Raw genomic sequence first — 13,178 nt, 5'->3', positions numbered from 1 at the left:
TTATTGAATTTCACCTTTCAAAATAAAAACGGGATTTAAAGGTGACAATCTGACATCATCTCCGATACTTACTCCTCTATATGATTGATGTTGACTGATCGATAATCTATTAACTTTGGGCTTTAAAACTGACTCTAATTTTGATATGGATTTTAATGATATTAAAGGTATTATTAAAATACAAAAACCATTTATTTTTTTTAATACCTCTTTTATAATTAAATGTGAACTTGAGCCTCCACCTCCTATTATAACTCTATCTGGATGTATAAGATCATTGCTTATTTTGTTCTTTTTTAATATATTTAATGCTTCATCTTCTATTATTAAAGATGGATTAACATCAAGTCTCCTTGCGTTTTCTTCAATTATATTTTTACTACCAATCCTTTTGTCAACTGAGACTAATTTCAGATGAGGAGAGAGCCTTAATGCTTCCAGACCTATGCTGCCAACGCCACTACCAATGTCCCATATTACTCCTCGCCTTGGAAGATTAAGTTCAGCAAGAAGTTGAACTCTAACTTCTTTTTTTGTCATCAATCCAGGGCAGTCTGGATTTTGAAGAAAAACTGAATCGTTAATTCCAAATAAAGGTAATTCAGTTGTCTTGTTTATTGGATCTGATTTTTCAAAAAGAATAACTAGATGTAATGGATCCAAATCAATGGGAAAATCACCAGTGGAATTAATTCTTTTAATCCTTTCATCTTTATATCCAAGTCTTTCAAAAGTCCAAAATTCATATTTTTCCTCAAGTCCAAATGAATTAAGTAGTTTATAAACTTCTTTAGCCCCTCCTCTTTTCGAATCAGTTAATACTATGAGAGAAGATGGAAGCTTTTTAATTGCTTTTTCAAATAAAAAAGGATCTCTTCCATGAAGACTGATCCATTGAGTGTCTTGCCAAGGTTTACCAAGTCTAGAAAAAGCTAGTTGGAAAGAAGTAGCAGCTGGCTCAAAATTAAGCTTTGATAAAGGGAAGTTTTGAATTAATAACCTACCAATCCCAAACCAAAGAGGATCGCCTCCTGAAAATATAATTGTTTGTTTGTCTTCTTCTTTTAATACAGATATGAAATCATTTAATTGATCAGTGGAAATGAACTTTCCTCTGTAATTATTCACTTTGTTTTCTTTCAACCAGACTTGAAATGAATCTAAAATTCTTTGTGGCCCAGCGATTATTTCAGCTTTGAAAATCTGATTTTTTTTGGATTCAAAAAGACCCTCAGCATTTGAAGTATCAATTCCTATTACGTGTATCTGCTTAGACTCATTAGGCATAGCTGAGATAAATATACGAATAAAATTGCTTTTTTTATAGCTTTACTATTTTTCCGCTTAAAATCAACTAAAACTTCAATAGTTATTTTAAAAATTTTGTGAATCTTAAAAGAAATGAAACTGAAGAGTCATTAAGCAGAAGGTTTAGACTTCATGAGATTTTGATAGCTCTTATTAACCAACAAAAAGATTTAGAATTAATGGACGACGGCGTACAAATTTTTAATAATCCCACTAATCGCTCAGAAAAATATGATTCTTCTAAAATAATTGAACGTAATCAACGTATCATTAAGAAATATCAGTCACTCGTTCGCTCAGCAATAGCATTAGATGCCCTTCTTGAATCTGAAAAATATGACATTAATGATTGAAATATTTCGTCGGACTTTTTGTTGGATAATTGCAGGTTGTTTTATTTTTGGTTGCTTTTTTACTAATCCAAAAAATATCTATGCAGATTCAAAAGTAAATGGAAATTTTGATAAAAATGAGATTAAAAGAAGTCTAGAAAGCTTGCGAGATATAGACTATCAAACATGGCAAATTATTGTTTATCCAAGTAATAAAGTCTCAAACAATTTAACTTTAAGAATATTGGGATATCCTGGTTCTTTGAGGATTGATCATCCTGTTGATTTAACAGTTAACTCAGGCAGAAAGACGTGGCTTCTAAAAGATATAACTAAGACAAACAAAGCTAATGTTGAATTTTTGAATGATTCTGCTGCAGAATTTGATCTAACCCCTTTGGTTGCTGGGTTGGACAAAAATAGGCCTTTGAGACTTAGTTTGCCTGGATTGATAAATGATTTACCAATCCCTCCTTATTTAGTGAGTGAATGGAGAACATTGGCTGGATAAAATGATTGATTTGCCTTTCGATCAAAAAATATGGGTGCCATGGATGAGGCGCTCAATCCAGCTAGCTCTTCTGGCAGAGGGTAGGACAAGCCCAAATCCCCTTGTTGGAGCTGTAGTCTTGGACGCAAATGGAAAACTTGTTGGAGAAGGATTTCATTCAGGGGCAGGAAAAGCTCATGCTGAAATAGAGGCACTTGCTCAAGCCAAAGACAAATCAATCGATGGAACGATAGTTGTAACTCTGGAGCCTTGCTGCCACCATGGGCTAACCCCTCCTTGTACTGAAGCAATCCTAAAATCAGGGTTAAAGAGAGTTGTTATTGGTATGGTTGATCCAGACCCTAGGGTTTCAGGAAATGGCATTTCAAGACTCAAAGATTCTGGATTAGAGGTTATTGAGGGTGTTTTGAGAAAAGAATGTGAATGGATTAATCGCGAATTTATTTTCCGAATTCTTAATGGCCGACCCTGGGGAATTCTTAAATGGGCAATGAGTCTTGATGGAAGAATCGGCTTACCTAATGGATGCAGTAAATGGATTACTAGCGAATATGCGAGGGAGAATGTTCATCAGATAAGAGCAAAATGTGATGCTGTAATTATTGGAGGCGGAACTCTAAGAGCTGATAATCCTCTTTTGACATCAAGAGGATTATCAAGTTTTGAACCTTTGAGAGTGGTTTTCTCTAGGTCATTGGACTTGCCTAAAACTGCAAGACTTTGGGATACAAAACTTGCTAAAACAATTATTGCTTATGGACCTGAGGGTAATGAAGCTTTCTTTGATGACTTACCAGATGGACCAGATAAATTGCCTTTAATTTTAAGTGAACCATCTGAATTACTTTCTGCACTTGGTAAACGAGGCTGCAATAAAATCCTTTGGGAATGTGGCCCTCTTCTTGCTACAAGAGCAATCGAGATGAATTGTGTTCAAGAGTTAGTGGTTTTTATTGCCCCAAAACTCCTCGGAGGCAAGTCAGCAATGACACCTCTAAACAGTTTTGGATTTGAATCAATAAAATCTTCCTACAAATTGCAACATTCTTTTTTAGATCGAAAAATGGAAGATCTTTGTTGGAGACTATTTTTTTAGTGGGTTAATTCTTTAGAATTATATATTCGTTCGGATCTCCCTCCAGTTAAACAGGTCGATTTGGGTTGAAAATTGTTTAACTTAGTATCAATTAATTTTCTGCTAATGCCAATACGACAGGACGAAAATCAACCTAATAAACGTTTTGGAATAATTAATTTAGTTCTAATAGGTTTTGGAGCACTACTACTTTTTAGTAGTTTTTTCCCAAGTCAGAATATGCAAGTCCCGAGAGTTCCATACTCTCTTTTCATCAATCAAGTTAATGATGGTGAAGTAAAACGAGCGTATATTACTCAAGATCAAATTAGATATGAATTGTCCTCTACTGAAGAAGGCGCCCCTTCAGTTTTAGCGACTACTCCAATTTTTGATATGGATTTACCTCAAAGATTGGAGAATAAAGGCGTTGAATTTGCAGCTGCTCCTCCTAAGAAACCAAATATCTTTACAACTATTTTGAGTTGGGTCGTACCCCCATTAATTTTTATTCTTGTTCTTCAGTTCTTTGCTAGAAGAAGTATGGGAGGGGGAGGTGCTCAAGGAGCTCTGAGTTTCACTAAAAGTAAGGCAAAGGTATATGTCCCCGACGATGAATCAAAAGTAACCTTCGATGACGTTGCTGGAGTAGATGAAGCTAAAGATGAATTAACAGAAATAGTAGATTTTCTCAAAAAGCCTCAACGATATACGGATATTGGAGCAAGAATCCCTAAAGGCGTTCTTTTAGTAGGACCTCCAGGAACTGGTAAGACACTTCTTTCAAAGGCCGTTGCTGGTGAAGCAGAAGTACCATTCTTCATAATATCTGGTTCTGAATTTGTTGAATTATTTGTTGGTGCAGGTGCAGCAAGAGTTAGAGATTTATTCGAGCAAGCAAAGAAGAAAGCACCATGCATAATCTTTATTGATGAACTTGATGCAATAGGTAAAAGTAGATCAGGTTCAATGGGTGTTGTCGGAGGTAATGACGAGAGAGAGCAAACTCTCAATCAGCTACTCACAGAAATGGATGGCTTTGCCTCAACTGATAAACCAGTGATAGTACTTGCTGCTACAAACCAACCTGAGGTATTAGATGCTGCACTATTACGCCCTGGTAGATTTGATAGACAGGTATTAGTTGATAGACCAGACTTATCTGGTAGAAAAACAATCCTCGAAATATATACAAAAAAAGTAAAGCTCTCAAACAATATTGATTTAGACCGTATTGCTCAAGCCACAAGTGGATTTGCAGGAGCTGATTTAGCAAATATGGTTAACGAGGCAGCTTTATTAGCTGCACGAGGCAAACGAGTTGAAGTTGAACAACAAGATTTAAATGAAGCTATTGAAAGAGTCGTTGCTGGTTTAGAGAAGAAAAGTCGAGTGTTGCAAGACGATGAGAAGAAGATTGTGGCATACCATGAGGTTGGGCATGCAATAGTTGGTCATTTAATGCCTGGCGGTAGCAAAGTTGCGAAAATATCAATTGTGCCAAGAGGCATGAGTGCATTGGGATATACCCTTCAACTTCCTACAGAGGAAAGATTTTTAAATTCAAAAGAAGAATTACAAGGTCAGATAGCTACTCTTTTAGGGGGAAGATCTGCAGAAGAAATAATTTTTGGAAAAATCACAACTGGTGCTTCAAATGATCTCCAGAGAGCTACTGATTTAGCTGAGCAAATGGTTGGAACATATGGAATGAGTGATATTCTTGGTCCTCTGGCGTATGATAAGCAGGGAGGTGGTCAGTTCCTTGGAGGTAATAACAATCCTAGAAGAGAACTTAGTGATGCTACCGCTCAAGCTATTGATAAAGAAGTTAGAAGCTTGGTAGATGATGCACACGAAAGTGCTTTAAATATTCTTAAAAATAATCTTTCTTTATTAGAGGATATTTCACAGAAAATTCTTGAGAAAGAAGTCATAGAGGGTGATGAACTTAAAGAAATGCTGTCTAGTAGTGTTATGCCTGAAAAAGTTTTAAATTAATTACTTGACTTTATATCCTTTATCCCCGATAAAGGATATTTGAGGCTTTTTTATGGCTTCAGCATCTTCTGGCTTAGCTTCTAAATTATCTTCCTTTAGTAAAAACAATTTTCTCTCATCATCTGATTTAAATACAAATCAGATATTGTCTTTATTTGAATTAGCAAAGCAGTTAAAAGTAGGCAATAGAAGAATAGACCTTGGAAATAGGGTCCTGGGTTTGATATTCAAAAAAGCCTCTACTAGGACAAGAGTAAGCTTTCAAGTGGCAATGGCAAGACTTGGAGGACAAACAGTTGATTTGAATCCACAAGTAACACAACTTGGCAGAGGTGAACCCATTAAAGACACAGCAAGGGTTTTAAGTCGTTACTGTGATGCCCTAGCAATTCGAACTTTCTCGCAGCAAGAAATAGAAGAATATGCAGAGTGGTCTTCTATTCCAGTAATTAATGCTTTGACAGATCTTGAACACCCTTGTCAGGCACTGGCTGATTATTTAACAATTCAGGAGAAATTTGGAGAGCTTAAAGGGATCAATCTTTCATACATTGGAGATGGGAATAATGTCGCAAACTCATTGATGATATGCGGAGCATTGTTAGGAGTAAATGTGAATATTTGTTCTCCAAATGGCTTTGAAGCTGATTCAAATATTTTAGAAAAGGCTCGATCTCTCACTGAATTTGGTTCGAAAATATCTATTTGTAATGATCCATTTAAAGCAGCCAAAGAGGCTCAAGTTATCTACACAGATGTATGGGCTTCTATGGGACAAGAGAAGGAACATTTAAAAAGGAAAGAAATTTTTGAACAGTATAAAGTTGATCAAAAATTAATAGACCTTGCTGATGATTCGGTAGTCCTTTTACATTGCTTACCAGCTCATCGAGGTGAGGAAGTTACGGAAGAGGTGCTGGAAGGAAAAAATAGTAGTGTTTTTGATCAGGCAGAAAACCGACTACATGTTCAGCAAGCCTTGCTCGCTGTTCAACTTGGCGGCCTTTAAGGGTTGCGATTTTTTTAAATCGTGGTACATATGTATTGCAGGACAAATGTGCCTAATCTATCCGAATGCCTGACGAAGCTTTAACTACTGCTCAGCAAGAACTCTACGATTGGCTTGTTGATTTTATCGGTAATCATCATCATAGCCCTTCGATTAGGCAAATGATGCAAGCCATGGGCTTAAGATCTCCAGCGCCTATACAAAGTCGCTTAAGACACTTACAGGAAAAAGGTTGGATAAAATGGCAAGAAGGACAAGCAAGAACTTTGCAATTAATAGAAGAAAGTATTTCCGGTATTCCTGTTATGGGTTCAATAGCTGCAGGTGGATTAGTTGAAACTTTTGATGATGTTCAGGAAACCTTGGATTTTAATTCCATACTTCAATTAAAAGGACTTTTTGCTTTAACGGTAAATGGAGATTCAATGATTGATTCTTTTATTGCTGATGGGGATATGGTCTTAATGGAACCTGTTAATGATCCTTCTCGATTGAGAAATGGAACCATAGTTAGCGCAATGGTCCCTGGACTTGGAACTACTTTGAAACATTTTTTTCGGAATGGGAGTTTAGTTCGACTAGAAGCGGCTAATCCAAATTATGAACCCATAGAAATTGATGCTGAACAAGTGCATGTTCAAGGAAAATTGGCGGCTGTTTGGAGGAAAACCTAATTTAAATTTTTGAAACAGTTAATCTAAGCTATAAAACTTTTTGATTTCCATGAGTTAAACAACGATTTTCTATTTTTGTCTTCTATGCAAACTAAATTATCTGCGGCAATTAGTGGGTTTTCAGTAGGTAAAAAAGGTTTTCGTAATTGAATTCCCAATCCTTTTGCTTCTAAGTAAATCCCACCTTCCATGTGAACAATTTGAAATGTCCAGTTTTTATTCCAATAAAGAGAAAAAGGATTAGTCATATTTACAATATGACTGTATAAGAGACTCTATTAGGCTTTAAGTCAGCAATTTAAAGTAAATAAATCAAGATGAACTAATTATTTACTATCTAAAATTTACTTTCAACATAATTAATTGAAATTTGTCTTTAATTATTTACTTTATTAATAAAAATTAGATGATGGAAAAAGTTTTATTTGAAAATTCACTGGGCAATGAGACGATTGATGTCTTGGGATTTAAAACAATGGAAGCTCTAGAAAAAGAACTGGATTTATTAACGAAAGAAGTAGAAGAGATGAAATCTTGTTCAAGCTAGAAATACTAGAACTACTATCTGTGTTTGATGTTAGAGCTTATTTGTCTTTTCTTAAAAATTGAAAAATTATTTTTTTTTGATTTTTAAATGCTCTTTTAAAAGAGTTTTTCCACTTTTCCACAAAATTCATACTTTAAAAAAAATCTCAATAGGAACGATGGCAATTGTATAAGTGGATTAATTACAGAAAATCATGTGTATAGTAAAAACCCTTCTCCTGCAACAATTTTCAAGCATTTAGTATCTCTTGATACATTAAAAAGTTCTTGTCAAAATTCTCGGATAAAACTTTTTGTAATATGAGGAAACAGAAAAAATGTGGAAAAGTATCAGTTTGTACTCCCATCTCTTGAAAAGGTTCTACCAACCCAATTTTCGTGCTTGAAGAGTGTCTGGTTTTTTTTTATTCCTTTAATATTTGATATGAATTTTTGTTATGAATATTTCTTTTGGGGCAACTCTTTAAAAAGCGAGTAAATTTATTTATTAGATAATTTAATTTTATTAATGGAGCAACCGCAGAAAATAAGAAAAATAAAGAAGACTTTTGAAATTCATTGGAATATTAGAGAAATTTCTTCAGAATCTTCTTTAGCTAGCTTTTTTAGTTAGATAGAAAATGACTATATATCAACAAAACGAAATGATCAGATTTTCATTAATTACTATTTTTGGCTAATAAATTGAAGTAAATTATTTTTTAATGAGCTTAAGAGTGTTTTCTATCTTTTGATAAATAATAACTTTTGAACTCTTGAATACCTTTTTGACCAATTAAATTGATTGGATAGCCACATTTTTCTACAACAGAGATTGCTATCTCTTCAGCAAGAACGTCTTTATTTATGAGTTTCATATATTTTTTTTTCTCAAATACTTTATTGTTTTCTTCTAGAGAGAAGTTCATAGCACTTTCTTTTGAGAGACCAAAAGCAATAGCATTGCAATATTTTTTAGTATAGGATTTAGAAATTCTTTGTATATAACTAGATGAATCATTCTCTATGGATAATGTCATGCCTGAATGAGATCCAATAAAGGGCGAAGTGAGTATAAGAATTACAGCAAAAAGTCGAAAAATCAATTTTTTAAATTTTTCCATTCCCATTTAACCAAGTTTTTTTAAATTACTCTAATTAATTGTCTTAAGGGGTACTAATCATAAACTTGTTACAGATAATTTAAGTATTATTAGATATTTTAAAATCAATAGCGTATGAACATTTTGATTTTGAAAAGGTTCTACTCAACCTGATTACATTATTTGAGTGGCTTTAATTTTTTCTTTTACGCCTCCAAATAGCCATCTCCACGACTGTGCTTAATGATTTTTGCTATCGTATAATTTGATCGGAAAAATTAATTGTGATTGGTCTGGCTCTACCTATTGATTTGCTGAAATCAGCTTCCATTGCTTATGTACATTATTTAAGTTTTATGGTTTGTTTTGGTGCGTTGGTATATGAACGAATTTCATTAAAGCCCGATCCAAATAGGCATGAAGCAATCAACATGGTTATTGCAGACATTATTTATGGTATTGCAGGAATTGCACTTTTAATCAGTGGAATTTATAGAGTTATAAAATTTGGCCAAGGATCCGAATTTTATACAAATAATCCTATCTTTTGGACAAAAATAGTCGTTTTTGGTCTTGTGGGTTCATTATCTCTATATCCAACAATTACATATGTCCTTTGGGCAATACCGTTAAGCAAGGGTACTCTTCCACAAGTTACTCAAAGTTTAGTTCTAAGATTAAGATTAATATTGAATATAGAACTTATAGGATTTGCCTCAATTCCATTTTTAGCAACACTTATGGCTAGAGGAGTTGGATTAGCTTGAAGATATAAAATATAAAGTTTATGTAGTAAATAGGTTTATAAATAGTATAAGAATAACCTTTTTAATTATTAAATAGAAATATTTTATGTTTATAATTAACCTTAAAAAGTTACTTTATTATTCTGTAGGTTAAGATTTGCAAAATAAATTATTTAAATTTTATGAAAGTAACTAGTAAATAAAAAATGAAATATCTACTTTATGGTAGTGCTTGTGATTGTTTTTTCTTAAAAAGGATTATACCAAGTATTCTTAAGAGAGAATCTGATACTATAAATAATAAAGTTAAGCAAGACCTTCATATTGCATTCAATAATATATATATAAGAGATTCTTAGGTTGATTCTAATATTAAAATCAATTACTCTAATAAATACTTTATTCTTGTTGACTCACCTAAATAGATAAAGTTTGTGGGATCTTTATTGATAGCTTTTTCAATTTCATTAAGAGCATCTTTAAAATTATTTCTTAAACAATATAGTTGACTTAGTTTATAGTTGGCATATGCATTATTATTGTCTATTTCTAATACTTTTCTAAAAGATTCTTCTGCCTCATCTAATTTATTTTGAGTTGTATATATATTTCCAAGATTTAGATATGCTTGAGTAAAATCAGGCTTTAAATTTATACTTTTAATTAATAATTCTTCAGCTTCTTTTAATTCATTTAGTTCAATTAAAACTGCTCCTAGATTACTATAGGCCTCAGCACAATTTGAGTTTAAAGTAATTGACTTTTTGAGTTTAATAGCCGCCTGATCGTATTTGCCAAGATCCTTTAGTATATTTCCAAGATTACAGTATGATTCTGAATGATTTGGATTTATTTCAATAGCTTTTCTCAGAGAGATTTCTGCATCATTTTTCCTCCCGAGATCTATTAGGATATTTGAGATTGTAAAGTAATTATCTGCATTATTAGGACTCAATTGTATAGCCTGTCTCATATAGACCTCAGCTTCATTAAGGTTCTTTAATTTATAAAAATTCTTTCCCATTAATGAATATGTTTCTGCATGATTAGGAATTATCTTAAGAACTTTTTTAAAACAAGACTGAGCCTCGTCTAGTTTACTATTATCTGTGCAAATAATCCCCAAATTAAAATGACCTAAGGCCATTTCGGGCTTTAGCTCTAGAGCTTTTCTTGTTGCAATTTCAGCATCTTTGCACAGACCTTTTCTTTTCAGTATTGCTCCTAGAGTGATATAAGCATCTGCATTATCGCTTTTTATTTCAATTGATTTTTTAATTAAATCTTTTGCTTTATCTGTTTGCCCTTTTTGCATATATATTGTTGCAAGATTTGAGTATGCTAGATGATTATTTGGGTGGATACTAATTGATTTATCTAATAGATTTATAGCTTCTTCTATTCTGGAAGTTTGTGTAAGAATAACACTTAAATTTGAGAATAATATAGGATCATTTATATCTTCCTTAAGTAAGATACGGTAACAATTTTCTGATTCTTTATATTTACCTTCTTTTTGATATTGAATTGCTTCGTTGAATAGTTTTTTTTCGCGCAGCCCTGTTATTTCGCCTTTAGCATCTATAGTTTTATTACTCATTTCAATTAGAGCCTTTTATTTTATTTCATATTATAGTGGCGTTAGATTAAAAATTTAAATGCTTGAAGAGAATGTAGGAATTGATCAGGCTTATGAATTGGCATCAAGGTATTACATAGAAGATCAATTGGAAAAGAGTTTAAGGATAATTAAGGACCTTCTAAAAAAAGAAGCTCAAAATCCGAAATTTAATCATTTACTTGCGAAGATTCTTTTTAAACTTGGAAATTATAAAGACTCACTTCCTTCTTATATTTTAGCGCTAAAGAAAAACCAAATGAAATTAAATATCTGCAATCATTGATTAATAACTTAATACACTTGGGTCGTATTAATGAGGCTAGAGATTATTTTGATGAGGTTAAGAATAATTTTGATAATAATTTAGATGAAATAATTTCATTAAATGCAAAACTTAATCCTCATACTAAATTAAACTTTTTCTATAAATATTTAGATGATGTAGATATTTTTCAGTGCGAAAACTCTAATGAAATAATGAAAGTTAATGGCTCAGCTATACCTCTTCTTACAAATAGCTTTATTAATTGGTTTGAGACTCAAGCATGGTCCAATTATAATTTTTTAGAATTAGGAAGCGGAAGCTCTACATTGTATTTCGCTAATTTCTTCAAATCTATAACCTCATATGAGACTAATGAAAAATGGTATCAAAATCTTCTCTCAGAGATACCAAACTCAGTGAATTTAGTTAAATGTGATTCGATAATATCAGCACTTAAAGCAGACAATATTCATTCATATGATGTTTTACTAATTGATTCTGCTCAAAGCAGATCAAATGTTTCTAGATATATTGTAGAGAAGAAATTTAACGGATTAATCTTTTTTGATAATTCTGAGTGGTATCGAAATAGTATAAATATAATCAAGTCATTAGGATATGTTGAAATACCTTTTTTTGGCATTAGGCCTATAGAGGATTGGGTTGCGTGTACTAGTGTTTTAGTAAAAACTTCTGATATTTCTTCTTTTTTTGACTCTTCTTGGAAAAAACTTCCAAATTTTTGTGCATATAAGAGTAACAATCAGTGGGATTTTTAAGAGTACGTAAATAAGTAGAATATTTATGCAGATTAAATATTAATTAAAACAAAATATTTACTAATAAGACTAAATTCGAAGTCCAAAATTAATCAAATTTAGATAGCCTTGATTCAATAGTTGGCTTTATACCAGATTCAATTACATATTTCCTTCTTCTAATAACTTCGTCATAAATATTTTGACGCTTGTAATAATTTTGATTTGAATGATCTAAGCTAAGGAAATTAAAAAGATGTTTTATTTCAATTCCTTCATCTTTTTTTGTTGTATTTATTTTAATATTTTCTTTAAAAAATGATAGGTCACTTTTCATAGGTGAATAGGTTTTTATAAGATTATATCCAGGAGAAATATTTATAAAATCATGAAAATTGATCACAGAAATAGTTGTATCAGTGAAATCTTCTAATCTTTTTGTTCTGTTTATTAAATCAAATACATAATAAAAAGTGCCGTGCATATTTTGCGCCGTTAAATAACCATTATTTTCTATTGATTCAATCATTGTAATTGGATCACAAGTAATTCTCTGCTTTGCCAATTGAGAATATAGAGAAAAATAGTATTCTACTGATTTCCTTTTTATAAATATCCATTCCACACTTTTAAAACCTATTATTTTAGCTTGATTAACAATTTCTCTACCTAGCAATAAATCTACCAGACAATTTTCCATATCTTCGCCACTGCACAAAACATAATTTGCATTGATATCTTTAGCTGCTTGATAGGTCTCTAGAAAAAATCTTTTCAAGTCATTTATGAAACCTTTATTTATAAATCTTGGTATAAAACTATGCTGTTGTAGATCAAGAGGACTTTTTTTTTGAAGTAAAATCTCTTGTTTTAATAAATTATCTTTGGGGAGGAAATGCAGTTTAGGATAATGAATGCCTAAATTATTGAGATATTTAGAATTTAAAAAACAATTGTTTTGGAAAGAAGTTGAGGCTGTCTTGTGCGTGCCTGCATGTAAGATTAATTTCATATTAAACAATTATTTAAAAAATCTGGTAACTCCAAGTAATGCTATTGTTGTAGATTTTATTATCATATTAGCAATATTCCGCTACAGGGACTAAACTATAAATTATTCTGAATTTAGCAATCCTTTGCGGATTTTTTCAGCAAAATTGCTTTTTCAAGTACTTTCATCTTAATTTGGCATAAACACTAAATTCTTTATAAAGTCTTGATAGAACAGAGTTCAAAACGATTTGGGGCCA

The 13,178-nt window shown here is 32.1% G+C and carries 15 protein-coding genes; 10 read left to right on the top strand and 5 right to left on the bottom strand.

Going from position 1 to position 13,178, the window contains the following annotated elements; genetic code table 11:
• On the bottom strand, nt 1-1,287 hold the full coding sequence (gene cbiE, locus DNJ73_RS07070) for a precorrin-6y C5,15-methyltransferase (decarboxylating) subunit CbiE (RefSeq protein WP_158467011.1): 1,287 nt from the start codon (nt 1,285-1,287) through the stop codon (nt 1-3).
• A gap of 98 nt (nt 1,288-1,385) precedes the next feature.
• Between cbiE and DNJ73_RS07065 the strand changes: the two genes are divergently transcribed.
• The 6 genes from DNJ73_RS07065 to lexA all read left to right on the top strand — a co-directional run bounded on the left by DNJ73_RS07065 (nt 1,386) and on the right by lexA (nt 6,910).
• The gene (locus tag DNJ73_RS07065) at nt 1,386-1,661 is read left to right on the top strand and encodes a hypothetical protein (RefSeq protein WP_158467010.1); all 276 of its coding nucleotides are present in this window, start codon (nt 1,386-1,388) and stop codon (nt 1,659-1,661) included.
• Nucleotides 1,654-2,151 carry a DUF3122 domain-containing protein gene (locus DNJ73_RS07060; protein WP_187152618.1) on the top strand — a complete coding sequence of 166 codons (498 nt, stop codon included), beginning with the start codon at nt 1,654-1,656 and terminating at the stop codon, nt 2,149-2,151. Before DNJ73_RS07065 ends, DNJ73_RS07060 begins: the two co-directional genes overlap by 8 nt.
• Nucleotide 2,152: 1 nt before the next feature.
• Entirely contained in the window at nt 2,153-3,247 is a 1,095-nt protein-coding gene (gene ribD / locus DNJ73_RS07055; protein WP_257473406.1) for a bifunctional diaminohydroxyphosphoribosylaminopyrimidine deaminase/5-amino-6-(5-phosphoribosylamino)uracil reductase RibD, read from the top strand.
• Nucleotides 3,248-3,352: 105 nt separating this feature from the next.
• Nucleotides 3,353-5,227, top strand: a complete 1,875-nt coding sequence (ftsH, locus tag DNJ73_RS07050; RefSeq protein WP_158467008.1) for an ATP-dependent zinc metalloprotease FtsH — start codon at nt 3,353-3,355, stop codon at nt 5,225-5,227.
• A gap of 52 nt (nt 5,228-5,279) precedes the next feature.
• Nucleotides 5,280-6,236: an ornithine carbamoyltransferase gene (gene argF / locus DNJ73_RS07045; RefSeq protein WP_158467007.1), complete on the top strand. Its 957-nt coding sequence runs from the start codon at nt 5,280-5,282 to the stop codon at nt 6,234-6,236.
• Nucleotides 6,237-6,301: 65 nt separating this feature from the next.
• Nucleotides 6,302-6,910: a transcriptional repressor LexA gene (lexA, locus tag DNJ73_RS07040; RefSeq protein WP_158467006.1), complete on the top strand. Its 609-nt coding sequence runs from the start codon at nt 6,302-6,304 to the stop codon at nt 6,908-6,910.
• Between the two features lie 23 nt (nt 6,911-6,933).
• Here lexA and DNJ73_RS07035 read toward each other — a convergent pair whose 3' ends face one another.
• On the bottom strand, nt 6,934-7,158 hold the full coding sequence (locus tag DNJ73_RS07035; protein ID WP_158467005.1) for a copper-binding protein: 225 nt from the start codon (nt 7,156-7,158) through the stop codon (nt 6,934-6,936).
• 158 nt (nt 7,159-7,316) lie between these two features.
• On the opposite strand from DNJ73_RS07035, the gene DNJ73_RS10035 reads away from it, so the two are divergent.
• Nucleotides 7,317-7,457: a hypothetical protein gene (locus tag DNJ73_RS10035; RefSeq protein ID WP_187152617.1), complete on the top strand. Its 141-nt coding sequence runs from the start codon at nt 7,317-7,319 to the stop codon at nt 7,455-7,457.
• Between the two features lie 709 nt (nt 7,458-8,166).
• Here DNJ73_RS10035 and DNJ73_RS07030 read toward each other — a convergent pair.
• The gene (locus DNJ73_RS07030; RefSeq protein WP_158467004.1) at nt 8,167-8,559 is read right to left on the bottom strand and encodes a hypothetical protein; all 393 of its coding nucleotides are present in this window, start codon (nt 8,557-8,559) and stop codon (nt 8,167-8,169) included.
• Between the two features lie 260 nt (nt 8,560-8,819).
• Here DNJ73_RS07030 and DNJ73_RS07025 point away from each other — a divergent pair, with 260 nt between their 5' ends.
• Nucleotides 8,820-9,305, top strand: coding sequence for a DUF2214 family protein (locus tag DNJ73_RS07025; protein WP_158467003.1), 486 nt, complete (start codon nt 8,820-8,822; stop codon nt 9,303-9,305).
• 361 nt (nt 9,306-9,666) lie between these two features.
• On the opposite strand, the gene DNJ73_RS07020 is transcribed toward DNJ73_RS07025, so the two are convergent.
• Nucleotides 9,667-10,884, bottom strand: coding sequence for a tetratricopeptide repeat protein (locus DNJ73_RS07020; RefSeq protein ID WP_158467002.1), 1,218 nt, complete (start codon nt 10,882-10,884; stop codon nt 9,667-9,669).
• Between the two features lie 58 nt (nt 10,885-10,942).
• On the opposite strand from DNJ73_RS07020, the gene DNJ73_RS07015 reads away from it, so the two are divergent.
• Both DNJ73_RS07015 and DNJ73_RS07010 read left to right on the top strand, forming a co-directional pair.
• Nucleotides 10,943-11,188 carry a tetratricopeptide repeat protein gene (locus DNJ73_RS07015; RefSeq protein WP_158467001.1) on the top strand — a complete coding sequence of 82 codons (246 nt, stop codon included), beginning with the start codon at nt 10,943-10,945 and terminating at the stop codon, nt 11,186-11,188.
• A 17-nt stretch (nt 11,189-11,205) separates the two neighbouring features.
• Nucleotides 11,206-11,949 carry a hypothetical protein gene (locus DNJ73_RS07010; protein WP_158467000.1) on the top strand — a complete coding sequence of 248 codons (744 nt, stop codon included), beginning with the start codon at nt 11,206-11,208 and terminating at the stop codon, nt 11,947-11,949.
• A gap of 88 nt (nt 11,950-12,037) precedes the next feature.
• On the opposite strand, the gene DNJ73_RS07005 is transcribed toward DNJ73_RS07010, so the two are convergent.
• A complete protein-coding gene (locus DNJ73_RS07005) occupies nt 12,038-12,940 on the bottom strand; it encodes a hypothetical protein (protein ID WP_158466999.1) in 903 nt (300 codons plus the stop codon).
• Nucleotides 12,941-13,178 lie beyond the last annotated feature (238 nt).

It is taken from the genome of Prochlorococcus marinus XMU1408 (genome assembly GCF_003208055.1).
Classification (GTDB): Bacteria; Cyanobacteriota; Cyanobacteriia; order PCC-6307; family Cyanobiaceae; genus Prochlorococcus_B; species Prochlorococcus_B marinus_A.
This window is presented reverse-complemented; position numbering and strand designations above follow the sequence as displayed.